Origin of the sequence: Ruegeria sp. SCP10, assembly GCF_040329495.1 — a bacterium.
GTDB lineage: Bacteria > Pseudomonadota > Alphaproteobacteria > Rhodobacterales > Rhodobacteraceae > Ruegeria.
In genome coordinates, this window is the sequence record NZ_JBDZYF010000005.1 from 127,707 (window position 1) to 149,711 (window position 22,005).

The 22,005-nt window shown below is 55.2% G+C and carries 28 protein-coding genes; 18 read left to right on the forward strand and 10 right to left on the reverse strand.

The genetic code is table 11. The annotated features are described in order from the left end of the window. The first annotated feature begins 2 nt into the window (after positions 1-2). The 3 genes from ABLN87_RS13315 (at position 3) to ABLN87_RS13325 (ending at position 3,013) form a co-directional block, all read left to right on the forward strand. The gene (locus tag ABLN87_RS13315; protein ID WP_353010928.1) at positions 3-851 is read left to right on the forward strand and encodes a sugar phosphate isomerase/epimerase family protein; all 849 of its coding nucleotides are present in this window, start codon (positions 3-5) and stop codon (positions 849-851) included. A gap of 61 nt (positions 852-912) precedes the next feature. Beyond that, complete coding sequence (locus ABLN87_RS13320; RefSeq protein WP_353010930.1) at positions 913-2,340, forward strand: FGGY family carbohydrate kinase; 1,428 nt, start codon at positions 913-915, stop codon at positions 2,338-2,340. Further along, positions 2,333-3,013 carry a class II aldolase/adducin family protein gene (locus tag ABLN87_RS13325; protein ID WP_353010931.1) on the forward strand — a complete coding sequence of 227 codons (681 nt, stop codon included), beginning with the start codon at positions 2,333-2,335 and terminating at the stop codon, positions 3,011-3,013. The genes ABLN87_RS13320 and ABLN87_RS13325 overlap by 8 nt, the downstream gene beginning before the upstream one ends. A gap of 397 nt (positions 3,014-3,410) precedes the next feature. Here the strand turns inward: ABLN87_RS13325 and ABLN87_RS13330 are convergent, their stop codons facing one another. Genes ABLN87_RS13330 through ABLN87_RS13340 form a run of 3 tightly spaced genes read right to left on the reverse strand, consistent with a single transcriptional unit; the run spans position 3,411 to position 5,432 of the window. Continuing rightward, positions 3,411-4,265, reverse strand: coding sequence for a penicillin-binding transpeptidase domain-containing protein (locus ABLN87_RS13330; protein ID WP_353010932.1), 855 nt, complete (start codon positions 4,263-4,265; stop codon positions 3,411-3,413). A 28-nt stretch (positions 4,266-4,293) separates the two neighbouring features. Continuing rightward, entirely contained in the window at positions 4,294-4,752 is a 459-nt protein-coding gene (locus ABLN87_RS13335) for an SRPBCC family protein (protein WP_353010934.1), read from the reverse strand. Between the two features lie 11 nt (positions 4,753-4,763). Beyond that, positions 4,764-5,432, reverse strand: coding sequence for a glutathione S-transferase family protein (locus tag ABLN87_RS13340; protein ID WP_353010935.1), 669 nt, complete (start codon positions 5,430-5,432; stop codon positions 4,764-4,766). Between the two features lie 116 nt (positions 5,433-5,548). Here ABLN87_RS13340 and ABLN87_RS13345 point away from each other — a divergent pair, with 116 nt between their 5' ends. After that, on the forward strand, positions 5,549-5,902 hold the full coding sequence (locus tag ABLN87_RS13345; RefSeq protein WP_353010937.1) for a winged helix-turn-helix transcriptional regulator: 354 nt from the start codon (positions 5,549-5,551) through the stop codon (positions 5,900-5,902). A gap of 48 nt (positions 5,903-5,950) precedes the next feature. Here the strand turns inward: ABLN87_RS13345 and ABLN87_RS13350 are convergent, their stop codons facing one another. From ABLN87_RS13350 to ABLN87_RS13365, 4 genes are all read right to left on the reverse strand, one after another. Then, positions 5,951-6,529 (reverse strand): dihydrofolate reductase family protein, encoded by a 579-nt coding sequence (locus ABLN87_RS13350; RefSeq protein ID WP_353010938.1) that lies wholly within the window; start codon positions 6,527-6,529, stop codon positions 5,951-5,953. 1 nt (position 6,530) lies between these two features. Further along, complete coding sequence (locus ABLN87_RS13355) at positions 6,531-7,028, reverse strand: SRPBCC family protein (protein WP_353010940.1); 498 nt, start codon at positions 7,026-7,028, stop codon at positions 6,531-6,533. Continuing rightward, a complete protein-coding gene (locus ABLN87_RS13360) occupies positions 7,025-7,360 on the reverse strand; it encodes an ArsR/SmtB family transcription factor (protein ID WP_353010941.1) in 336 nt (111 codons plus the stop codon). Before ABLN87_RS13360 ends, ABLN87_RS13355 begins: the two co-directional genes overlap by 4 nt. Before the next feature lie 298 nt (positions 7,361-7,658). Beyond that, positions 7,659-8,585 carry a LysR family transcriptional regulator gene (locus ABLN87_RS13365; RefSeq protein WP_353010943.1) on the reverse strand — a complete coding sequence of 309 codons (927 nt, stop codon included), beginning with the start codon at positions 8,583-8,585 and terminating at the stop codon, positions 7,659-7,661. 156 nt (positions 8,586-8,741) lie between these two features. Between ABLN87_RS13365 and ABLN87_RS13370 the strand changes: the two genes are divergently transcribed. The 3 genes from ABLN87_RS13370 to ABLN87_RS13380 are packed head-to-tail and all read left to right on the forward strand — an operon-like array spanning position 8,742 to position 10,385. Next, positions 8,742-9,350, forward strand: a complete 609-nt coding sequence (locus ABLN87_RS13370; RefSeq protein WP_353010944.1) for a hypothetical protein — start codon at positions 8,742-8,744, stop codon at positions 9,348-9,350. A gap of 28 nt (positions 9,351-9,378) precedes the next feature. After that, the gene (locus tag ABLN87_RS13375; protein ID WP_353010946.1) at positions 9,379-9,777 is read left to right on the forward strand and encodes a hypothetical protein; all 399 of its coding nucleotides are present in this window, start codon (positions 9,379-9,381) and stop codon (positions 9,775-9,777) included. A 41-nt stretch (positions 9,778-9,818) separates the two neighbouring features. Next, entirely contained in the window at positions 9,819-10,385 is a 567-nt protein-coding gene (locus ABLN87_RS13380) for a carboxymuconolactone decarboxylase family protein (RefSeq protein WP_353010947.1), read from the forward strand. A gap of 277 nt (positions 10,386-10,662) precedes the next feature. On the opposite strand, the gene ABLN87_RS13385 is transcribed toward ABLN87_RS13380, so the two are convergent. Further along, positions 10,663-11,844, reverse strand: a complete 1,182-nt coding sequence (locus tag ABLN87_RS13385; protein WP_353010949.1) for an alpha/beta fold hydrolase — start codon at positions 11,842-11,844, stop codon at positions 10,663-10,665. Positions 11,845-12,003: 159 nt separating this feature from the next. Here ABLN87_RS13385 and ABLN87_RS13390 point away from each other — a divergent pair, with 159 nt between their 5' ends. From ABLN87_RS13390 to ABLN87_RS13425, 8 genes are all read left to right on the forward strand, one after another. Beyond that, complete coding sequence (locus ABLN87_RS13390) at positions 12,004-12,678, forward strand: class I SAM-dependent methyltransferase (RefSeq protein ID WP_353010951.1); 675 nt, start codon at positions 12,004-12,006, stop codon at positions 12,676-12,678. A gap of 22 nt (positions 12,679-12,700) precedes the next feature. Then, positions 12,701-13,579 (forward strand): alpha/beta fold hydrolase, encoded by an 879-nt coding sequence (locus tag ABLN87_RS13395; protein ID WP_353010953.1) that lies wholly within the window; start codon positions 12,701-12,703, stop codon positions 13,577-13,579. A gap of 226 nt (positions 13,580-13,805) precedes the next feature. Further along, a complete protein-coding gene (locus tag ABLN87_RS13400) occupies positions 13,806-14,414 on the forward strand; it encodes a short chain dehydrogenase (protein WP_353010955.1) in 609 nt (202 codons plus the stop codon). A 90-nt stretch (positions 14,415-14,504) separates the two neighbouring features. Then, on the forward strand, positions 14,505-15,347 hold the full coding sequence (locus ABLN87_RS13405; protein ID WP_353010956.1) for an oxidoreductase: 843 nt from the start codon (positions 14,505-14,507) through the stop codon (positions 15,345-15,347). A gap of 63 nt (positions 15,348-15,410) precedes the next feature. After that, complete coding sequence (locus ABLN87_RS13410) at positions 15,411-15,650, forward strand: DUF2798 domain-containing protein (protein WP_353010957.1); 240 nt, start codon at positions 15,411-15,413, stop codon at positions 15,648-15,650. A 126-nt stretch (positions 15,651-15,776) separates the two neighbouring features. Beyond that, positions 15,777-16,724 (forward strand): cyclic nucleotide-binding domain-containing protein, encoded by a 948-nt coding sequence (locus ABLN87_RS13415; RefSeq protein ID WP_353010959.1) that lies wholly within the window; start codon positions 15,777-15,779, stop codon positions 16,722-16,724. Next, positions 16,672-17,010: an NAD(P)/FAD-dependent oxidoreductase gene (locus tag ABLN87_RS13420; RefSeq protein ID WP_353010961.1), complete on the forward strand. Its 339-nt coding sequence runs from the start codon at positions 16,672-16,674 to the stop codon at positions 17,008-17,010. Before ABLN87_RS13415 ends, ABLN87_RS13420 begins: the two co-directional genes overlap by 53 nt. A 59-nt stretch (positions 17,011-17,069) precedes the next feature. Continuing rightward, on the forward strand, positions 17,070-17,387 hold the full coding sequence (locus ABLN87_RS13425; RefSeq protein ID WP_353010963.1) for an FAD-dependent oxidoreductase: 318 nt from the start codon (positions 17,070-17,072) through the stop codon (positions 17,385-17,387). Between the two features lie 38 nt (positions 17,388-17,425). Here the strand turns inward: ABLN87_RS13425 and ABLN87_RS13430 are convergent, their stop codons facing one another. Then, positions 17,426-18,322 carry a LysR family transcriptional regulator gene (locus ABLN87_RS13430; protein ID WP_353010965.1) on the reverse strand — a complete coding sequence of 299 codons (897 nt, stop codon included), beginning with the start codon at positions 18,320-18,322 and terminating at the stop codon, positions 17,426-17,428. Between the two features lie 259 nt (positions 18,323-18,581). Then, a complete protein-coding gene (locus ABLN87_RS13435) occupies positions 18,582-19,097 on the reverse strand; it encodes a hypothetical protein (protein ID WP_353010967.1) in 516 nt (171 codons plus the stop codon). 211 nt (positions 19,098-19,308) lie between these two features. Here ABLN87_RS13435 and ABLN87_RS13440 point away from each other — a divergent pair, with 211 nt between their 5' ends. The 3 genes from ABLN87_RS13440 to ABLN87_RS13450 all read left to right on the forward strand — a co-directional run bounded on the left by ABLN87_RS13440 (position 19,309) and on the right by ABLN87_RS13450 (position 21,917). Then, positions 19,309-19,557, forward strand: a complete 249-nt coding sequence (locus ABLN87_RS13440; RefSeq protein WP_353010969.1) for a helix-turn-helix domain-containing protein — start codon at positions 19,309-19,311, stop codon at positions 19,555-19,557. 152 nt (positions 19,558-19,709) lie between these two features. Beyond that, positions 19,710-20,003 (forward strand): hypothetical protein, encoded by a 294-nt coding sequence (locus ABLN87_RS13445; RefSeq protein WP_353010971.1) that lies wholly within the window; start codon positions 19,710-19,712, stop codon positions 20,001-20,003. Positions 20,004-20,399: 396 nt separating this feature from the next. After that, positions 20,400-21,917: an ABC-F family ATP-binding cassette domain-containing protein gene (locus ABLN87_RS13450; RefSeq protein ID WP_353010973.1), complete on the forward strand. Its 1,518-nt coding sequence runs from the start codon at positions 20,400-20,402 to the stop codon at positions 21,915-21,917. Positions 21,918-22,005: the final 88 nt, after the last annotated feature.

A 22,005-nucleotide genomic window follows, 5' to 3' on the forward strand; every position in this document is an offset into this window, starting at 1 on the left:
TCATGGAAGGTTTCGGCGTACATACCAGCATGTGGACGATGCATTGGGATCGTGATGGGGCCGAGCGGACGATACCCGCTGCGGCTGCCTACCAGATGGATTTCATCGAGATTGCCTTGCTGGATACCGGCGTTGTGGATGCGGCTCACACGCGCGACTTGCTCGAAAAACACGAAATGCGGGCGGTCTGTTCGCTCGGGCTGCCCGAACAAAACTGGGCGTCAGTCAATCCAGACGGCGCAATCGAGCACCTTGTCGACGCTATGAACATGGCCAGTAAGATGGGTGCCGAAGCCCTTTCCGGCGTCACTTATGGCGGCATCGGAGAACGCACAGGCGTACCACCCACGCAGGCAGAATACGATAATATTGCTCGGGCTTTAGAGAGGGCCGCGAAACATGCTAGGACCCTTGGGATCGCCTTTGGTATCGAGCCGGTAAATCGCTACGAGAACCATTTGATCAATACAGGTTGGCAGGCGGTCGACATGATCGAAAAGGTGGGGGCCGACAACATCTTCATCCATCTCGACACGTATCACATGAATATCGAAGAAAAGGGCGCGGGCAACGGTATCCTCGATGCACGAGAACACTTGCGCTACATTCATTTGTCGGAAAGCGACCGCGGCACACCAGGCGAGGGGACCTGTGACTGGGACGAAATCTACGCCACGCTGGCCGCGATCGGCTTCAAGGGGGGGCTTGCGATGGAAAGTTTCATCAACATGCCCCCTCAGATTGGGTACGGTCTTGCTGTGTGGCGGCCTGTTGCCCCTTCCTTCGAAGACGTTATGGACAAGGGGTTGCCGTTCCTCAGGAACAAAGCGGCCCAGTACCGCCTCATATGATGACAGCAGCAGGTTCAGTTGGGGATGTAAGAGGCGGTGTATTTGCTGACGTGCTAAGCTTTTGACTGGAAAAGCTGATATCGCTGTTATCGATGTTGGCAAAACCAACATTGAACTCTGGGTTGCCAACAAAGACGGCACTTTGCTTGAGAGTCGGTCGACCTCAAACTCGGTTCTGGATGGTCAGACCTGGCGATACCATGACTTGGAAGGCAATTCGATCTGGTTGATCACAACGCTTGCAGAGCTTTGCAAGCGGCATCCAATCCGGACGATTGTTCCGGTCGGGCATGGGTCAGGCGGGGTACTTGTCGGCTCGGACGTAGACGGCGCCGGTGCGGGACAAGCCTTGCCGATGATCGATTATGAGCAGGCATGCCCTGCTGACATTGATGCAGAATATCGCAAAAAAGCGGGGACCTTCGAGGATCGCGGCAGCCCGGTGATGATGGCATCCACGCATGCAGCGCGTCAGTTGCTTTGGATGGAACGCATATACCCGGCAGAGTTTTGCAACGCTCGGCACTTTCTGAACATCGCGCAATTTTGGGGTTGGTGGCTGACCGGAGTCGCGGCCTCTGAATACTCGGCAATGGGGGCGCAGTCGCATCTGTGGAATGTACCGCAGCGACGGTGGACGCCGAATGTTCTGGAGCAAGGTTGGGAAACACTTATGCCAGAATTCAAGGCGGCCTGGAACCCTCTCGGACCGGTGCGCGAGGACCTTGTGCAGCGATTTGATTTACCTCAGGACATGGTGGTGTTGACCGGAGCACATGACTCCACGGCCAACTTTTTTCGCTATCTGGCCGCTCAGGTTAAGGATTTTACACTGGTTTCTACGGGAACCTGGGTTGTCGCTTTGTCGCATGACGTTGAAACCGGAAAACTAGATCAGTCACTTGGCACCACGATTAACGCAGATATGGATGGCAACCCGATCGGTGGGGCACTGACGATGGGTGGGCGAGAGTTTTCGGCCATTGCCGGAGCAGACACAATCAATGAAGTTGCCGAACAAAAGGTCGTGGCGCGACTGATCGCACGGGGTACGATGGCCATGCCGAGTTTTGGTGACAATGACGGGCAGTTTCCAGGCTCAGCCAGACGAGGTCATATTGTCGGTGCTCCTCCAGAAAACCAAGCTGAGCGCGCGGCGCTTGCGGTTCTGCATTCGGCATTGCTGACAGTCACCTGCACTGATTTCTTGGACGGAGGCTCAAGGCTCATCTTGGATGGCACGTTTCTAAAGGACCCAATGTACGCGCAAATCGTCGCGGCCTTGCGTCCGGGCCTTCGCACAGAAGCGTCGCATGAAACTCATGGAGTTGTCGCAGGTGCGTTGCAACTTGCATGCAGGGCGTCGGGTAGCCCATCGACGCCTCTGACGCTTGAACCGGTCGTACCGATTGTACTGCCGGGCCTGACGGAGTACGCGACGCAATGGCGCGAGGCCGCAAATCGACAAGGAGGCCAATCATATGACTGAAAAAGATCTACGCGAGCGCATGGTTGAGACATGTCTGAAAATGAACTCCACGGGGATCAATCAGGGCACGGCCGGAAATCTGTCGGTCCGTTTCGAGGATGGGTTCCTGATAACACCGTCGTCTTTGCCCTATGACAAGATGATCCCCGACGATTTGGTAGAAATGGATTTCGAAGGCACGTATGTCGGGCGCAGGCCATCATCTGAATGGCGTTTCCATCGCGATATTCTGAAAGCCCGCCCGGACATCGATGTCGTGTTGCATTGCCACTCGATCTACGCAACGACTCTTGCCTGCCATCACCGCCAGATCCCGGCTTTCCACTACATGGTCGGAGTAGCTGGCGGAACGACCATCCCCTGTGCCGAATATGCTACTTTTGGGACGCATGAGCTATCTGAGGCGGTGCTGGCGGTGCTCAAAGGCAGAACAGCGTGTCTGTTGGCTCAACACGGGCAGATCGCGATCGGCAAGACACTGGACAAGGCTCTTTGGTTGGCGACAGAGGTCGAGACTTTGTCTCGACTTTATGTGCAGGCGCTACCGCTTGGGGAACCGCCGGTTTTGTCGAATGAAGAAATGTCACGTGTGATCGATCAGATGCACCGAATGGATTATGGCTTTGGACCAGAGCCTGAAGGTAGCAACAACATCGCACTACCGCGCGGCTAGTGTTTGCGGAGCTCATTTTAGAGCTCTTGTCAGAAGGACTTTCTTTTTGACGTGCAGGGGGCTTTCTCAGACTGCATATTTAAGAAAACAATCGGTACCTAAGATACCGATACCAAGTCAGCCTGTCCTTGGTTCAAAAAAGCGGCGCGCCCATTGTGGCTCTGTTCGGCCTGCTCGGACGGCACTGGGCTATAGGCGCAGCGCAACACCGCGATCAAGGCCGTGCGGATTGTTGCTCGCGGAACCAGACATTGATTGTTGTGCTACCAACGGCAGAGTTGTCCCGCATTTCGCGATTTCAGGCAGCCCTTGATTCTGCGCTCGCAGGGAATGGCAGGTTCGACCGGCCGCGCCGCAGCATGGAGACCATGGGGTGAAGGTCCGGTTAGGGCCGTTCTCAATCGCATTCAAAGGCATGGATGTCGTCCAGAACGCTGTATGTGACCGCCTTTCTTTTTGAAAGAAACCGCGTGTCCGGTAGGTCCATATTCAGAGAAAAGACATAAGTATCGCTCGCGCATTCCAGCCACCCGACAAACCACCCGATGTCCATGTCCGTCTGGCTGTACCGCCAGCCGGTCTTGGAACGCATAGTCCAATTGGCGTGTGTGTCGGTCACCATGATATCTCGTGCCGCTGCATATGTGGTTTCAGACAGCGGCAACATTTTTAGAGCGAGTTTTGACAAGAACTCAACTTGCTCCAGTGCCGAGATGGTCAGTGTATCGTCCAGCCAATAGGTGGTGAGCTGGTCGATGGTTCCGACATCTGCATTTCCGTAGTCGAAGCTTTTTAACCCGTCCGCCATCACAGCCTGCCCGCCGGTTCGGGCAATCTCCTGATAGACCCAAACAACCGAGTTTTGGAACGCGGACTTGAGTGAATGGTCCTGGTTCCATGCTCGGTTACTTCTTGGAACATTGTCCCACTGAAACACTGTTTCGGACGTCGCCAATCCATTTTCCAGCGCAATCAAGCTGTGAGGGATCTTGGACGTAGAGGCCGGCGAAAATCGCTGTTCGGCGCGGTCGCGGTTTGCAATCCAAAGCTGGCCATCAGACAGGCGTCTGATCACAATCGTCGTGTTTTCAATTTGGGCGCCTGCGGCCGTTACATTGGGCTCGACATCTACTGCATCGGCTGCGACCGGCGACGAAAGCGCAATGCCAAGCCATCCTGCGGCACACAGGCTGAAAACAATAGCGGCCTTCAGCCGGACTTTCTTGCTTCTTTGACGATCTGAGGTGACCAAACTTAATCTCTTTAAATTCAGGCCCGGACTATCCTTGGTGAGGCTCGCCTTGCCCTGTGTCGAGGTATTGTTTGAGACTGCCCAGAAAGAACATATCCCAGCCCGCCTCACAAACATCATAGCATAGCAAGTCGGGGGTGAGCCCTTGGTGCTGCATCTCAATTTTAGAACCACCTTCTTGCTCGATGATTTGCCACAGCACCTTGGTGTTGAGCCACTCAGTTTCAATCTCTTTTGGTTGGCCCTCGTGGACATGTAAGGCATCAACGCAGGTCCACTCGACATGCGCTGGTTCTTCTGCACTGGTCAATTCGAATGTCCAATAGGACACACCGGGTGGGAAAGTGAATTTCGCGCGATCCCCGATGTTTGCCAGCGGCTGATCGGGTCGGGTCCACCAGTGGGCGACACCCTTGGTCACCGCGTCGAACGCGGCGGACGGGGAAGACTGAACGTCTATGAACTTTGTGTAGCTTGGTGCTGTCATCTTGGTTGTCCTTAAGCAGCTTCGGCCCAATGGGGCGGAAAGGTTGCGGCGACGTTTGGAAGGGCTTCGATCCGCGCGACCCATTCTGCGATTTCGGTTGATACGGTCGTAAGGTCTGGCAGGCCGAGCGCTTGCATTATCATCGGTTTCGTCTCCGTTGCCCGTTGGATAAGACGCACATGCGGGAAGGCGACGGCGTCGGCCGCGCCCGGTCGTTCACCAGACAGGTAAAGGTTTTCGACCAGGATGCCGGTTAAGTGAGCAAGTTCTGACTGCAGTTTCTCGCTGGCGTCTTTCAGGTCGTCGGTGGCTTCGTCCGCGCCTTGAAAGAAGATCGGTGAAAGGACACCACTTGTTGCGTCTGGCAGATAGTCGAAGATGTCCATCGTTCGTTGCCAGATCAGCGCCGCGTCCTGTGGTGTGTCCCCAAACAAGGGAGGGTCTGGATATTCTCGATCCAGCCAGGCCAGGATGGCAATGGATTGGCTAAGGGTCGCGTCTCTGTCTTTTACCGTCGGAACCGTTCCGCGCGGGTTGATGGCACGGTACGCGTCGGATTTGTGCTCTTTCTGCGAGGCGGACAGCAGGTGGACTTCATGGTCGAGGCCTTTGAAGGCCATTCCAAGGGCTGCGCGCCAGGGGCTGGGGGCCCCGCTTACGGTCCAAATTTCCAGGGACATATTCACATTCCTCCGTGGGTGGGTGTTTGCAGAAACATATCCACCAAGGTATTATCCGAAAAGTAGGCAGAATTTTTTGCTATACTATCGAAAATGATACTATTGAGGAAAACATGATGTCTGAGGCCCTTGTCGACCAAGTTCAAGCACAAATTCCAGATGCAAGTGCGTGCCCAGCACCGCGTGTCATCGGGATGATTGGCGGCAAATGGAAGCTGCTTATTCTACAGATTCTGATCTTTCAGGGCGCCAAGCGATTTGGCGAGTTGCGGAAATCCATCGACGGGATCACCCAGACGATGTTGACAAACCAGCTTCGTGCGCTGGAAGCCGATGGGCTGGTAACCCGAAAGGTTTATGCGGAGGTGCCACCACGGGTGGAATACTCGGCCAGTGCGGATGGCTTGGCGCTGGCCCCAGTGTTCACATCGATGCACGACTGGTGGGTGAACCGGTCAGCTGGATCTTAGTGCCTGATCCACCCGGCCCCTCGGGGCGCGGGGTAAGGCGAACGCCAGTCACGACCGCCTAAGGCACTGATGAGTAACTCCGTTTCCAAGAGTTTCAGCCCACGCAAGAGCATAGGCGCGTGGCAATGCGGTGCCCTCGAACAGCCGCTTTCCCGCGCCGACGACAACTGGGAAGGTCCAAATCCGAAACTCGTCGATCAAATCGTGAGACTGCAGCGTTTGGATTAATGCAGAGCTGCCATGGATTTGTAGTAGCAGCCCGTCCAGCTCCTTCAACTCTTGCACAGCTTTCGCGACGTCTCCGTTCAACGCGAGTGAGTTTTCCCAGCTAAGTGGTAAGTTCTGCGAAGTGGCCACATACTTTCGCGCGGTATTTAACCGATCGCCAAGATCAGAACGCGGCGCGTTTGGCCAATGTCCGGCAAAGATGTCATAAGTCTTGCGCCCAAAAAGGATATCGTAAGTTTCCGACATGGCGACGCGTTCAACATGCGGCATCACGTGTTCCCAATAGGGGGCCGCCCAACCGCCTTGCGTGAAGCCGCCCGACGGGTCTTCATCGGGCATGCTTGGCGACTGCATCACCCCATCCAGTGTCACAAAGGACAGTACCGCAAGTTCGCGCATCTTACGGCTGGTCTTCGTTTAACGATTGCGCGAAAGCAGCAAGCTTATCGAAGGCCTGGTTCCAACCACCAGCCCCGGCCGTGCCTTCGGTGACACCCACATGAACCATCACCATTCGCGTCTTGCCGTCGACCTCGCTCAGCTCGACGATGACCTCCGTGATGTCTGGGAAGGAATCCGGCATCCCCATCGACTGCGGTGAAATAATGGTGCCGTCCGCGTCGCACATGCTTTCCGTGTAGACCAGACGATCCGGCGCGCGGACCTCTTTGTAGACACCGGTGAACCACATCTCCATTGATCGCTCGGGTGTTTGCATCGCCATGCTGACTTTGCGGGTTCCGCCTACATTGACATCCATCTCGGCTGTCGGGACCGACATGCCGTTCGGTCCGTACCACTGTTTGAACAAGACCGGATCGGTCCACATTTTCCAAACAAGATCGATCGGCGCATCAAACACCCTCTCGATCCGAACCCAGTTGTTCTCTTCGCTCATGTATCGTTTTCCTTCATGTCAGCCAAAAGAGTTTCCAGTGCTTCGAAACGTGCCTCCCAAATCGACCGATACCTCTCGGTCCAACTTGCGATTTCTTGGATCGGTGCCGTTTCGAGTTTGCACAGCCGAAACTGGGCGTTTTTCTCTCGGGAAATCAGTCCAGCACGTTCCAGCACCCGAATATGTTTCGACACGGCAGGCAAGGTCATATCAAACGGCTCTGCCAAGGCGTTCACGCTGGCTGTTCCCTTTGCAAGTTGGGCTAGAATTGCCCTGCGGGCCGGATGCGCAAGTGCGGAAAACGCGGCGTCTAGCTGGTCATCTTTGGTCATAGGGAATTATTATACCAATTGGTTAATTAAACAAGTGGTTTATTAATATTCAATTGATGCGACGTGAATGCCCGAGCCTGCACTCTAAAATTGTCAACTGACAGGAGATCTATGGCCAGCACGTCCAGGGTCAGGAGATGTTCGCGCTTGACCCGACATTTGTTGATCAATGTCCGCTATGCGGGCTGCAACTGCAGCATCAGTAATGTGTCTGGGATGACCGCAAAGGGCCGGTATAGCTTTTCATGTTGTTGTTTCAGCGGTGCCAATACCTGTTTCGCGCACAGGACGCCGCTTATCACAGTCCATCTTGGGTTTCGGTGGATCGCCTCTGCTGCTCGCGAAAACGCTCGAAAAAGAAGTCGGTAAATCTGCGCGTCGCAGAAGAACGGTAGGCTGTCGGCGGGAAAACGGCGGAAATTGTTCCAGACGGCAATGCAAACTCAGGGAGCAATCCGACAAGTTCCCCAGTTCTGAGTGCGTCGACAACTATGAAATCTGGCATATTTGCGACGCCACCTCCGGCCTTGACCACCGACAGGACAGCCTGAGTCGTATCTCCAGTAACAGATGGTTGAAACGTCAGATCTCGGCTCCGGCCACGCTTGTCCGTAAAGGTCAGTTTGGACGGCGTCTTCAACGCCCTGTTCTCGATGAAAGGAAGGCGCGCAAGATCGTCGAGCGTTTGCGGCGTCCCGAATGTCTCGACAATGGATGGCGCGGCAACCACAACCTGAGAGAACCCCGTCAGTTTCCGCGCAGTATTGGACGAGTCCTCCAACCAGCCCACGCGAAACGCGATGTCAAACCGCGATTCCACCGGGTGGAACCGTGTATCGCTCAACGTCAGATCAATCCTGAGAGCAGGATAGAGTAAGCTGAACGCTGCGACCGCAGGCGCGACATAGCCAACGCCAAATTCATGCGGGGCCGTCACACGAAGTTCTCCGGACGGCTCATCGCGACCTTTCCGCACCAGATGAAAGGCGTCATTGGCTTGCGCAACTGCGGCACGCGCGGCCTCATAGAAACCCTCGCCCGTCTCGGTCAAATTGAAATGCCGGGAGTTCCTAAGAACAAGCGTCGCGCCCAGGTCATCCTCCAAGAGTTGGAGCTGTTTGCTGACAACCGCCTTGGACACCCGCAACCGCGCGGCAGCGGCTGTGATCGTGCCTTCCTCTGCAATCGCCACAAAGTAGGTAAGCCTGTTCAGGTTCTCTGACATATCCGCTGTCTCTCGCTCGATAGCACGTTAACGCGGATCATATCTAATGTCAGTCTTTAGTTGACCTAGCTTACATATAGTTTGTCTTTAGGTGACATCGCCACGCACCTAACTTCATTCCAACAGTTCAGACCGACTTAGGAAAAGGCCAACGCGATGTCTCGCCGATTTACCTACATTTACGACACCTATTGCGGTTGGTGTCGCGGCGCACACCCCGTGATCGCCGCCCTGATCGACAGCGGTGCCGAGGTGGCAATGCTCCACATCCACCTCTTTCAAGGCGCAAACACCCACCGTATGGCCGATGGCTTTGGAAAGGTAGCGCTCGCACATGATACGCGGGTTGCCGGGCTCTCCGGACAGGCATTTGATCAGCGCTACGTCGATCACGTGCTCGGGTCGCCAACGGAAGTTCTGGATTCGACCTTCACTGCTTGGGCCGCCGCCCTCGTGCACGACCAAGGTGCTCGCACAGAAATAACCCTTGCGCACGACCTGCAAAACCAACGCTACATCGATGGCATATCTGCGCAAAACCGCGCGGCCGTAGAAGCTGCTGCCTGGCGGCTAGGCGTTACCGCAAAACTCGAAGACGGTGCGGCAGCCGCTACGCAAATCGCGGAGAAGGCCAAGCAAACACTCGCAAGCCTGAACCTTGGCGGCGTCCCCCAACTGATCTTCGAAGAGAACGGGCAACGCCACGTCCTCTCAATCGCTGACTTCTATAAATCCCCCTCAACTGTGACCGCCTTGGCCAGTTGAGCCACGCACCCGTTCCGGAGAAAGTCCCATGAAGAAAATTTCAGACCTCTACGCCTCGTTTCGACGCCTGACTGTGCCAACCCAAATTTGGATGATGCTTGTTCTCGCGCCAGCCAATTTCCTGACGCTTGCACTCATAGACGGTCCGCTTGGATTGATTGTGCCGCTGCTTTCCATGCTCGGCTTCATACCCAATCTCGGCATCGCCTGGGTGCAGAACGGGTTTTCCGCAGCGATGGCCTTGCCGCATCTTCTCTTCTGGGCCCCGCAGGTTGCGATCCTCGGCAACTATCTCCTCCAGACCCCTGCCAATGCGAGCTTCACTTACACAGCCTACGTCATCGTCTTTGTCGTCAACACGATCTCCCTTCTGTTCGACATTCGCGAGACCACGAAATGGTTCGGCGGCCAGAAAAGCATCGCCTGACCTACTCCCTCCCCAACCCCTCACCAAATGGAGAAACCCCAATGACCCGACTGACACGACACACCGTTGAGACAGCACCAGAAGCATCCAAAGACAGGCTCGCTCAGACCGAAAAGACCTTTGGATTTGCGCCTGGCCTATATCAAGTCATGGCCGGTGCGCCCCAACTGTTCCAAACATACGGTGCCATCCATCAGGCTTTTCAAAAAACCAGCTTCAACGCAAAAGAGCAGACCGTCGTCTGGCAGACGATCAATGTGGAGCACGAATGCACCTACTGTGTCCCTGCCCACACCGCGCTCGCAGGCATGATGAATGTCGATCCTGCCCTGAACGAAGCCCTGCGCAACGAGGCACCGTTGAATGACGCCAAATTGGAAGCGCTGCGCACCTTCACGCTGGTCGTTGTGCGCAATCGCGGCCAGGTTACCCAAGATGACTTAAACACATTCTATGCCGCAGGTTATCGTGAACAGCAGGTTCTCGAAGTTATCCTCGGCGTGGCGCAAAAGGTGCTAAGCAACTACATCAACCACATCGCCCAAACACCAGTAGATCCTGCCTTCACACAGTTTACGTGGACGCGCAGCAACTCAGAAGCTGCGTAAGCAATCTTTGCGGTGGACAGGCTGTGAGCCTACGTCCGCCGCAACATAGATTGAACTTTGCCGAATAGCGCCCGACGAGCATGATCCCATTCCATGCGTTCTAACGCCATGCAAGGAACCCATCCATCACGGCGGCGGCTACTTTGTCCCACAAGCCGTGGATCCAAACGTAGCCTAGTTTTGCACTCGCAGCGAATGGCAGCAATGCGGGCTGCGAATGCAGCATGCAGATGGGGTGCTCAACGGCAGCAAAGGGCCGTAGTCAGAACACGAACAGCTATCCAATCAAAAATGAATTGGCCTGCACTGCAATATCCATCGGTCCGAACCAAGGTGCATGTGCATCTCCGGGCAGCAACTGCAGCCGAGCACCTGGGATCGAGCGTGCCAACCATTGCCCGTGCTCAATTGGAACGGCACGGTCCCCCTGACGATGCAGTACAAGAGTCGGGACATCGACTTTGGGCACATCGAGTTTGGCATCAATCTGCCAACTCAGTTCCAGCATTGAAGCCGCCTGTTCCGGGTCCGCAGCAGCACGTTGCTGGGCTGCAAATCGATGCCTGTCTTCAGCATCCGCCGAGGGCACGAAGATATCCGCAAGGGCGCGCGATCCGACGCCCCAATGTTGCCGGATCAGCGCCAGCAGCATGGCTTGCGACTTCGGCGGTGCCAGATCCTTGCCTGAACCATAAGTGCCATAGAAACAAATGCGATTAACCTGTGCTGGGTGCGTAACCGCGTATCGGATGACCACAGGCCCCGCTGCCGAGATCGCCAGAAACGAAAAACGCTCAGTTCCAAGCGCCGCAATCATATCCTCAAGTAGTGTGACCTCATCCTCCAGTGTCACGTTTGGGTGTGCATAGCGACTGAGGCCCGAGCCTGGCCGATCATAGCGCAATATTCGCAACCCTTTGCCCAGGGTCAGAAAGAACTCCTGAATATCCGAATAATCGTGCCACAGATCAGACGCGGTGACCCAAAATGGAGGGATTATGACCATCGGGCCGTCGCCGTGAACCGCATATCCAATAGAGCGGCCTTTTCGATCTGTTATATAGCCAATCTCAGGCGCGCCTATCTCAGTCGCCTGTGCATCACCTGGGTCCGGCGCGGCAATGGGCGCGGGTTGCTGAGGATCGGCGGATGGCGCATCCACTTGTCCGTCAAAGCGATACCCGATCTTCGGTAGCGTGCGAATAAAACGCTGCGAGCGCCCATTATCGCCGATGGCCTTTCGCGCGCTTTTGATTCGACTAGTAATCGCATCGTCCGAAATCGCGCGCCCACCCCAGATCTGCGTGACGATCTCGTCTTTGGTAACGGTCCGCCCTTCGGCCTGAACCAACAGAACCAGCAGATCAAAGACCTGAGGTTCTATATGCTGCGCGACCTCATCGCGCACCAACGTGCGCCGGTCGATGTCCAGAGTGCAGTTGGAAAAGGTGTAGATCATGGACTTCTCACCTCAAGCATCGGTGGGGCGGTCTTGCGCAAAGCGTTCAAAAGACCTGAAAATCCAGCGTTTCTTCATTGCTTCTCCAGAACTTCACCAAGTGCATAACATCAATCCCCGACATGGTTTCTGCGTCGTCACCTGGCAGAGAGCAAAACCATGTCTTTTTATAATAAACATATCCTTCCCCGAATTGTCGATTGCGGCTGTGGCGCGCGCGCCTTTGAAGAGCAACGCAAGCGCATCGTTCCCAAGGCTAAGGGCGTCGTTCTGGATCTCGGCGTCGGAACGGGGTTGAACATTCCACTTTATGATGCAGATCGCGTCACCAAACTCATCGGGCTAGACCCCTGCCAGAGCAGCTTGGACATGGCACAGAAACTGGCTGATCAGTCAAGCATTCCGGTCGAACTGGTGCAGGGCTTCGGTGAGGATATGCCACTTGCGGAGGGCTGTATCGACACCGTGGTGCTGACCTATACGCTTTGCACCGTTCAGGACGTATCAGCCGTGCTGAGCGAGGCCCGGCGCGTGCTGCGCGCAGATGGCGAGGTGTTGTTTTGTGAGCATGTCAGCGCACCGACGCCCTGGATTTCACGTGTGCAGGATATCGTACAGCGCCCCTGGGCTTCTCTACTTGGCGGCTGCCAGTTGAACCGCCGCGCGGCCACCGCGTTGCGCCGTGCGAAGTTTCGTGTCGATGCAGATACCGGCAAATTGGGTGGCATCCCATTTCCAATCGCATGGCAAACAACCGGGCACGCGAGACCCTTGAAGCCAGGTGAACGCCCTGATCGTTGCCCGACCGGCCCTGATCTTCAACTGTCCATCTAATCCCTTGACCGGAGTCAGTTTCATGACAATACACGTATCAACCGACCGTTTTCCCTGCATTGATCGCGGAGCCGGGGCACCCATTTTGTTCATCCACGGCGCGGCCTGCGATCACCGGATCTGGGAACCTCACGTACAGAACCTGTCGCAACGGTACAGATGCATCGCTCCGACCTTACGCTGGTTCGGGCAGTTCGACTGGCCAGCAAGTACGTTGGAGTTCAACGAGAAAACCCACGCAGATGACGTTGCCTCTATCATCGAAAATCTAGATTGCGGCCCGGTCTTTGTTGTGGGTTGGTCCTATGGCGCAAACATCGCCCTACGCCTTAGCGTCGACAGACCCGACCTGATCTCGGGCGTCGCAGTTTACGAGCCCAGCTCTACAAGTCTTGTAAGCACTCCCTTGGGCATTGCACTGCATCAATTGAGCATGCAGGAAACCTTTTTCCCTGTCACGGAGGCCACTGCAACGGCCGACAGGATCGCAGTTTTGAAGGCCTTTATCGGCGCTGTCGGCGGGCCTGGCACATTCGGAAAACTTCCGCCGGACCTTCGCCAGATTTGTTTGGACAATGCGCATACGCTGATACCCTTACTCAGTTCCAAGCACCGGTTTTCTTCGGTGACGGTCGCTGACCTTGAAACGCTGCCGATGCCGGTTCACGTGGCGTGGGGTCAGCAATCAGGAGATGTCTGGACGATCCCAAGCAAAGCTGCCGCAGGTCTTACGAATGTGTGCGGTTATGCAATTCCCGAAGCCGATCACATTTTGCCGGCAAAAGACCCAATGGCTTTCCTGTCCTGGGTGGACAGCTTGCTTCGTCAGGGTCCCAAAAAGATGCTACATTTTGCAACCGTGGCGAACGTCGGCAATGCGAGCTGCAACCGCAACATCTGAGGTATAGGTCGAGTGAAAGCTATGGGTCGTTGCATGATTTTCGATTTCCGGATGTGCAAGCCGGAGGTTTGCCGGTCGTTGTGGGATTGGGATCATGCGGAAAACACATCACATACGTGAATAGGTTTTATGCCTATAAACTATTTCTAGTTATGTGAAGTCGTCGTCATGTCTGTCTCAGCGGAACCGAATTGGTTCTCGATGAAATCGAAGTCGGAGACAGAACATGAAGATAATTATCGTAGGTGCAACCGGAACGCTTGGAACTGCCGTAACTGCCGAACTAGAAAAAGATCATGAGGTCGTGAAAGTCGGTTTCGAGGATGGTGATATCCAAGTCGATATTGCCGACATTGCCTCGATTAGGGCCATGTATGACAAGATTGGCTCGTTCGATGCTCTCGTTTCAGCGACAGGGGCGGTCCACTTCGGTCCTCTCGGCGACATCACACAGGATGAGTGGCAACTTGGCCTCGATAACAAGCTGATGGGTCAGATCAATCTCGTGATGGAGGGTGCGAAACACATCACGGATGGCGGGTCGTTCACGCTGACTGCTGGGATCATCAGCCAGGACCCGATCTGTTATGGCGCCGCGGCCACAACTGTCTGTGCCGCCTTGGAGGGGTTTGCCGCCGCCGCCGCACTCGAGCTACCGCGGGGTATCCGTGTGAACGTGGTCAGCCCAACGATCCTGGAAGAGTCGGTTCACCTCTTTGGAGCCGCGTTTGCAGGCTTTGAGCCCGTGCCGGCTGCCGTGGCCGCCAAAGCGTTCCGCAAAAGTGCCGAAGGCGCAAAGAACGGCGAAACCATCTACGTCCACGGACGGACCTAAAGGCGATTGCGGCAGGCCCTCGGGCGTTGCCAGGGGACCGTGTCCTATCAGCCCACGCCATCAAACACATCAAGCGATTTGGAAAAGACAATGACCACCAAGAAGCAAAAATCCTGGTTCATCACAGGTGTCAGCACGGGCTTCGGCCGTGAGCTGATGAAGGCGGCCCTTGATCGAGGCGATAGTGTCTTGGGGACCGTTCGCAATGCGCGCCAAGCGGAAGAAATCGAAGCTACGGTGCCGATGCGCGCTCAGGCAGAGATCTTGGACGTTACCGATGAGAGTGCCGTTCGCCATGCGGTTGACCGAACCGTGTCTTGTTTCGGAGGCATCGACGTGGTCATGAACAACGCAGGTTACGGCCTGATGGGAGCGATCGAAGAGACGTCAGCGGCCGAGGTCGAACGGCAGTTCGCCACCAATGTCTTTGGTCCGTTGCATGTGATGCGCGCGGCAATGCCGCATTTCCGAGCTCAGATGGGCGGGCATGTGCTGAACATCACGTCCATTGGCGGCTTGGTCGGCTACCCCGGCTGGGGCATCTACAATGGGACTAAGTTCGCACTCGAAGGTCTCAGTGCTGGGCTGGCAAAGGAAGCCGCAGCCTTTGGTGTCAAAGTCACGGCCGTTGAGCCAAGCGCTTTCCGCACGGATTGGGCCGGACGTTCCCTCAAGCATTCTTCGAAAGCCATTGAGGCCTACGACCATAACACGCCGCGCAATTGGATCGACGATCTCAATGGAAACCAGAACGGTGATCCCGTCCGCGCAGCCCAAGCCATGCTGGCTATCGTTGATATGGATGAACCGCCCAAACAGCTCCTACTTGGCTCTGCAGCGTTGGAGGAGGCAGCGGGCACTTATGAGGCCGCGCTGTCTCAATTCAGAGAACATGCTGAGCTGACCAACAGCGCGGATTTTCCAGAATCATGAAACACAAAGCCATTTTCAACCCGACCGAGAGCTGAAAGGGCAAACCAAAATAGGAAATCACTGATGCACTTCTTACCTGCAAAACATAGTCTGTATGCCTTCTACTTTTTCATGGCGCTGCTGATGTCCGGATTGATGTCGCTGGTTGTGACCGCGATCAACCTTGGCCTTGTTACTGGGCTCATCGAGGCGTGGTTGCGCGCTTGGGTTGTTGGCTTCCTGGCCGCGCTTCCAGCGATCATGGTCGTCACGCCAGTTGTGAAAAGGATCGTGAGCCAATTGGTGGTTAGCGAGACCGCATAAAGCTCTTGTCCGCCCACACTCACGGAAATCAGAGAGCAAATGGCAGTTGCGTTTGAGCGGCTTGGTCCCTCAGACGCATCCGCTGTGTGTCCAATCAAACTTCTATACCAAAGACAGGAGACGACCATGGAACCCTTGGCCGACGACCTGACGCAGATGCGTCGCACTCCGCTCTCTCTGGATCACGTTGCAGCAACCCGCGAGATCGCAACCATCAGAAACTACTCGCCCGGACAATACATTTTGCCTGCAGGTGAGGCTGCCGATCGGTTCGTCTACGTCCTGGAAGGGGAGGTCGAGGCCGTCGACACCTACACCGAGCAGCGCTTGATGAAAGGCACGATTGGTCCGACCCAGTTTGTCGGCGACATCGCTTTTCTGAGCGGCACGAAGGTCACTCTACCGATGCGGGCGGTTCAGGCGACCCAGACATTTGAGGTTCCGCGTGTCGAAATGCTGCAACTCATGACCAGGGTCCCCGAAATGTCGGACATCATAATCAGCGTTATGGCCGCCAGACGCCGGATGCAGCTCGAGGTTCATGCGAGCAGCCTAAAGGTTGTTGGCGCGGGTCGCGATCCTTCCCTGCAAAAGATCGTCGCCTTCGCTGACCGCAACAAGATACCCTACGTGGCCGAAGAGCTGGGCAACGAGACCACACCCGATCAGGGACCTGATGCGGGGCGGCAGGGTGCTACACCGGCCGTGATTTTCGGGAAAGACCAGCTCGTCGAAGAGCCGACGCCGCGCAAGATCGCTGACTTACTGGGGCTGGACCAGGGCGTGAGCAGCGGGGACGCGTTTGATCTACTTATCGTGGGTAGCGGTCCGGCAGGCGTTGCCGCGGGGGTCTATGCAGGTGCAGAGGGGCTCTCGGCTTTGTTGGTCGATGACATCGCGATCGGAGGTCAGGCAGGAACGTCCAGTCGGATCGAAAACTACATGGGCTTTCCAACGGGCATTTCCGGCGCCGACCTGGCGTGGCGGGGATACATCCAGGCCCTCAAGTTCGGAACCCAGTTTGCTGTTCCCCCGCCGGTTCACAGGCATCGAGGCAAAAGAAGGTGGCTTTGATGTTCGTCTTGATTGCGACAGCAACGTGAGCGCGCGTGCCGTCCTAGTGGCGACCGGCGTCCAGTACCGACGCCTGCCTCTGGACCGGTTGGAAGACTTTGAAGGCGCGGGTATCTATTACGCCGCGACCGACATGGAGGCTCGCTTTTGCGGTGGCAATGAGGCCGCCATCATCGGAGGCGGCAACTCAGCAGGGCAGGCCGCGATGTTCCTCAGGCGTCATGCCAGCCATGTTCACCTGCTGGTTCGGGGCCATCCTTGGCCGCGTCCATGTCTGATTATTTGAGAAGTCGGCTTGAGGCAGACCCGAACATCACCATCCACTTTGAAACTCGTGTGACGTGATTGAATGGCCAATCATCGCTCGAAAGCATCACAGTCGACCAAGCGGGCAAAAGCCTATCGATCGATGCGCCAAACCTCTTTGTCTTGGTGGGCGCTGCTCCGAACACGGATTGGCTTTCTGATCTCGCTCGGCTGGATAGCCGCGGCTTTGTGCTCAGTGGCGATACTGTCGGGGCGAAGTCGGACTACGCGACCACATGCCCAGGTCTCTTTGCGGTCGGGGACGTGCGTGCCAGTTCGGTCAAACGCGTCGCATCCGCGGTGGGCGAAGGCTCGGTCGTCATCTCTGACATCTGGAGCTTTCTCAACAGTGAATGAACTGGGCTTGGCAGTTGGAGCGTTTGCTCGCCAAGGGGTCACGAGCGTGCCACGATGTCCTTGAGCAGGCTTCGCAACCAGAAATTGCCAGGGTCCCGATCAACGCGCTTATGCCAGAACATGCTGAGCGTTGGTCCCGGAACCGGAACCGGGGTCGGACGCGACACAAGCACGCCAGCTTCAATGCTGGCCTTCGCGGTCACTGAGGGCAAAACACAGACAAGATTGCTGCGTTCCAGCATCTTGGTGGCGCTTGCAAAATTGTTGATCGTCATGGCGACTTTGCGAGCCTTGCCATGATCAGCAAGAACCGTGTCGGTATAGCCGCGGGTGTCACCCGAGAGGGAGACCAACAAGTGATCAGCCTCGACAAAACGGTCTAGCGTCAATTTTCCGGTTGCGAGCGGGTGGTCGGGGCGCATGACACACACATAGTCCAACTCGATCAGAATCTCACTTGTGGCCATGGCTGGCATGAGGTTGTTCGCACCGATGAGAACGTCAACTGTCGCGCTGGCAAGCAGGTTTTCGCCGTTGGAAATCGTGTAGGGTAGCGTCTGCACGACGACCGCTGGTGCCTCCGTTTCCAGCCGCTGGCGCAACTCCGCCCATAGCAGATCCACCATCAGGTCCGTGGCGGCAATTCGGAAAACTCGATGGGACGTCGATGGATCGAATCCTTTCGGATTGATCGCATCTTCAATCTCTTCCAATGGTCGTCGCACCTGTGCCCAAAGGTTTTGAGCAAAGAGCGTGGGCCGAATGTTGCGCCCGTCCTTAATGAACAGATCGTCCTTCCAGATGGAACGCATACGTCCGACGGCGTTGGAGACAGCCGGCTGAGTGATGTTCAGCCTGTCAGCAGCGCGCGTAATCGAACCCTCGGTCATGATGGCATCGAAAATCACTAGAAGGCTGAGGTCCTGGCTACGCAACTGTTATCTCGCTGTTTCAGTTGCTTTTACGCAAACTCGTCGAATTGCACCACCGTTTGGGCAGTACACAACGAAGCGCCCGATGATCATTTCGCGAGTTTCAAGCCGCTTAATCTGGCGACACATTGTCCTTATGGCAGGACTGTCCGCTATGGGGGCTGCTGGTGCAGAAAATTAGTCTAATGCCGAGTGTCCGCTTTGGGCCGTGCAAAGACAGAGCCGGGCCTGCTAGAATGCCCCTGTGACGCATGCGAAAAATCTACGGCGGCTGTGATGATTTTGAGAATTTTCTCGGTCGACCTTTATAACCCACGATCAGCTTTTCGTCCTCAAGCAGACGCAGCGCCGTTTGCCAATGGATTGTGAATTTTTGCGCCACCCTGTTGATTACTTGGGTCTCTGTCCAGATGCGGCGCAGTTTATGTTTTGGCACTTTGGGTCTGCGAACCCCACGCTGTACCTCAAAGCCTCGTTCCCTAAAGAGTTTGGACAGTGTTGCAGGCTTCATCCCGTTTGCGTTGGCAATATCTGAGCAGGTTTTTCCCTTTTTATATTGCCTATTGAGGCGTTGAACATAATCGACGCCAAGCAAGTCCAAGAGCCGTCGCACAACCAACGGGCTAATTCCGAGCCGCGTGGCAAATTCCTTATGGGTTTTACTTTGTCTAAGCAAAGCGAGGATGTTGCGACGCAGGTATGGCTGCCACGCATTTGGCGTCTCTCTCAAGAAAACAGTCGGATCTCTGCAGCACCTTATTTCGACTACTGTTTTCAAGCTTTGCCCAGTTCCTTCAACGTCAGATACCACAACTTGCGTCATTTTGCGCAAAGCCGTCGGCGTTACAGCAGCTTAGCTGATTGTATTGCGACATGGCATTGAAACTTTGGGGCATGAATGTGTAATATATTGCTAAAAAACAATAAAAATGACATATGCGAGGTCTTTTGGTAGGTTTTGGTAACCGGAATCAGTCGGAACCTTTGACATGACAGCGAATTTGATTGTCGATCTCGCCAAACATGAGCAGATCAGATGTGACCTTCGGCTTAAGGGCAGTTCACTGGCGAAGCTGAGCCGAGACATCGGCCGTTCCATCAGCTCGGTGTCTACTGTGTCACAAGGATACAGGCGCTCCGATTATGTTCAGAAAGCCATAGCAGAGAGGCTTGGGACCACTCCCGAAGCTCTGTGGCCGGAACGTTATGGACAACGGAGGTGCCCAAAGATGAGCTAGTAACAATTTCATAGGAAGAAAAGAAAGAGGCCTCGCAAGCCACTACACCGCGAGACCCCTTATTCTGTATCGATACGTAACCGATACACCTTCTTCCCCCGCCATGATCTCAAAGTCACCTGTTTCGTCGTCGCTATTGGCGATGAGATGGTTTGGCGTTGGGCGCGAATAGTCCCGCGCATAATCTAAAGGCCTATCTCGATGAGATGTGGAGCGAAGACAAAACAACTACTGCTTCTTTGAGGACTGGAAAGGGTCTGGCTCGACGAGACGAAAAAATTGCGGAAGATCTTGAGGCCCAATTCAAGATGATTGCGGTCGCCTTTGCCACTGGAGAATTGGATGAGATCGACCGCGTAGTTAACTACCTAGCGTTCATACGTCGCATGAAAAAGCAGGGTGTTTACGAAATTGGACAATGGAGCGATGAAGACCCAGATGGGTGACGATGTAACTAGAAGGTGGTTCACGTAACACCCGTTCCGCAATGTCCAATGGCTTTTGTCTGAGATCTTCCCTCCGAGCACTCAAAACCTGACATTTAGGCGGGACGCGGCGAAGGACTCGAAGGAGCCCATCCCTACGATTTTTGGCAATGCGGCAAAGGTCTGCTTTTCTTATCGAGCCGCTTGATGAGACGTGAATTGTTTTTTAAGGTCTGAGCACACAGTCACAATATACAACGGGAGGGCACAAGCTGAACATGCGTATCATCCGCCGACTTCAGCATGGTCCCCGTTTCGCCCTGTAAATGCGTTTACAGGGCGGGCTCCAGAAACAACCTTTCTGACGGTCTTCCCAAAGCCGCACCGCGGCACCTCTTCCTACGAACAGAGACTCCGATGACTGTGATGACCATCAACGCTTTGAGCGTAATCCGTGGCGACCTCCTTTTCGATGAACTGAACCTGACAATTGCCAAGGGTGATCGTATAGGATTGGTTGCCGCAAATGGGTGCGGCAAGACAACACTCTTGGAATGCATGGCCGGTCAGTCCGAACCGACCAGCGGGAGTATCGCCCGGGCGCGTGGTTTGCGAGCGGGATATGTAACCCAATACGTGCCGGAACGCGCCTATGCCAAAACTCTCTATGAGTGGGTTCTGGGTGCCCTTCCTGCCGAGCAGGCAGAATACGAAAGCTGGCGTGTGGACATCGTCCTTGGTGATCTGAGTGTTCCGTATGAGTTGCAGCATCGTCTGCTCATCGACTTGAGCGGCGGGTGGCAAAGGACTGCGTTATTAGCTGCCGCCTGGATTCAGGAGCCAGATATCCTATTACTGGATGAACCAACCAATCATTTGGATTTGCATCGTATAGGCTTACTCCAGAACTGGTTGTCTGCCTTGTCACGTGAAGTGCCCGTTGTGGTGACCTCTCATGATCGAGCATTTCTTGATGCGACCACCAACAAAACGCTGTTTTTGCGCGCGAAAAGGTCACGTGTTTTTTCACTTCCATTTTCAGCAGCACGGGCGGCGCTTGATGATGCGGATACTGCCGACCAACGGCGGTTTGCCAATGACTTGAACAAAGCGCAGCAGCTACGCAAGCAGGCGGCGAAGCTGAAGAACATCGGCATCAATTCCGGGTCTGATCTTCTGGTGAACAAGACCAAACAGCTTAATGATCGCGCGGCGCAGATTGAAGCATCTGCCAAACCTGCCCACTACGAACGCAGCGCTGGTGACATCAGACTGGTCAACAGCGGAACTCATGCCAAAGCTATGGTCACATTGGATGACGCACGGGTTGAGGCGCCTGACGGTCGCTTGTTGTACAAGACCGGGCGGAAATGGATTTTGCCAGGAGACCGCATCGTGCTTCTGGGGGCCAATGGCACCGGCAAAACCCGACTGATAAAGATGGTGCAAGGTGCGCTTTTAGGGGACAGTGGGGCGGTCAAATGTGCCCCTTCGGTTGTGTCAGCCTATTCAGACCAGCATCTGAGCCAGCTTTCGGAAAGCGACACACCGATGGTTGCTGTTACGGGGCAGTTTGATATTGGTGATCAACGCGCACGTGGCGTTTTGGCGGGCGCCGGCGTGAACATACAGATGCAAGACACCAAAATCGGTGCACTGTCTGGGGGACAAAAGGCGCGCTTGGCGATGCTGATACTGCGGCTCAAAAATCCGAATTTCTATTTGCTTGATGAGCCGACGAACCATCTCGACATTGAAGGACAAGAGGCTCTCGAGGACGAATTGATCAGACACGGCGCTTCATGCTTGCTTGTTAGTCACGACCGCAGCTTCATGCGAAATGTTGGCAATCGGTTTTGGCTGATTACAGGTAAGGTTTTGCAAGAGGTGGACAGCCCAGAAACGTTTTTGGCGCAAGATATGAGTTCACAATGATCCTTTAGATCCAGCATTTTCATATGGGCCGACCGGCGTCGAAACTGGTTTTCGCAATTTTGCAGCGAAAGTTCGCTTCGTCCGCGAG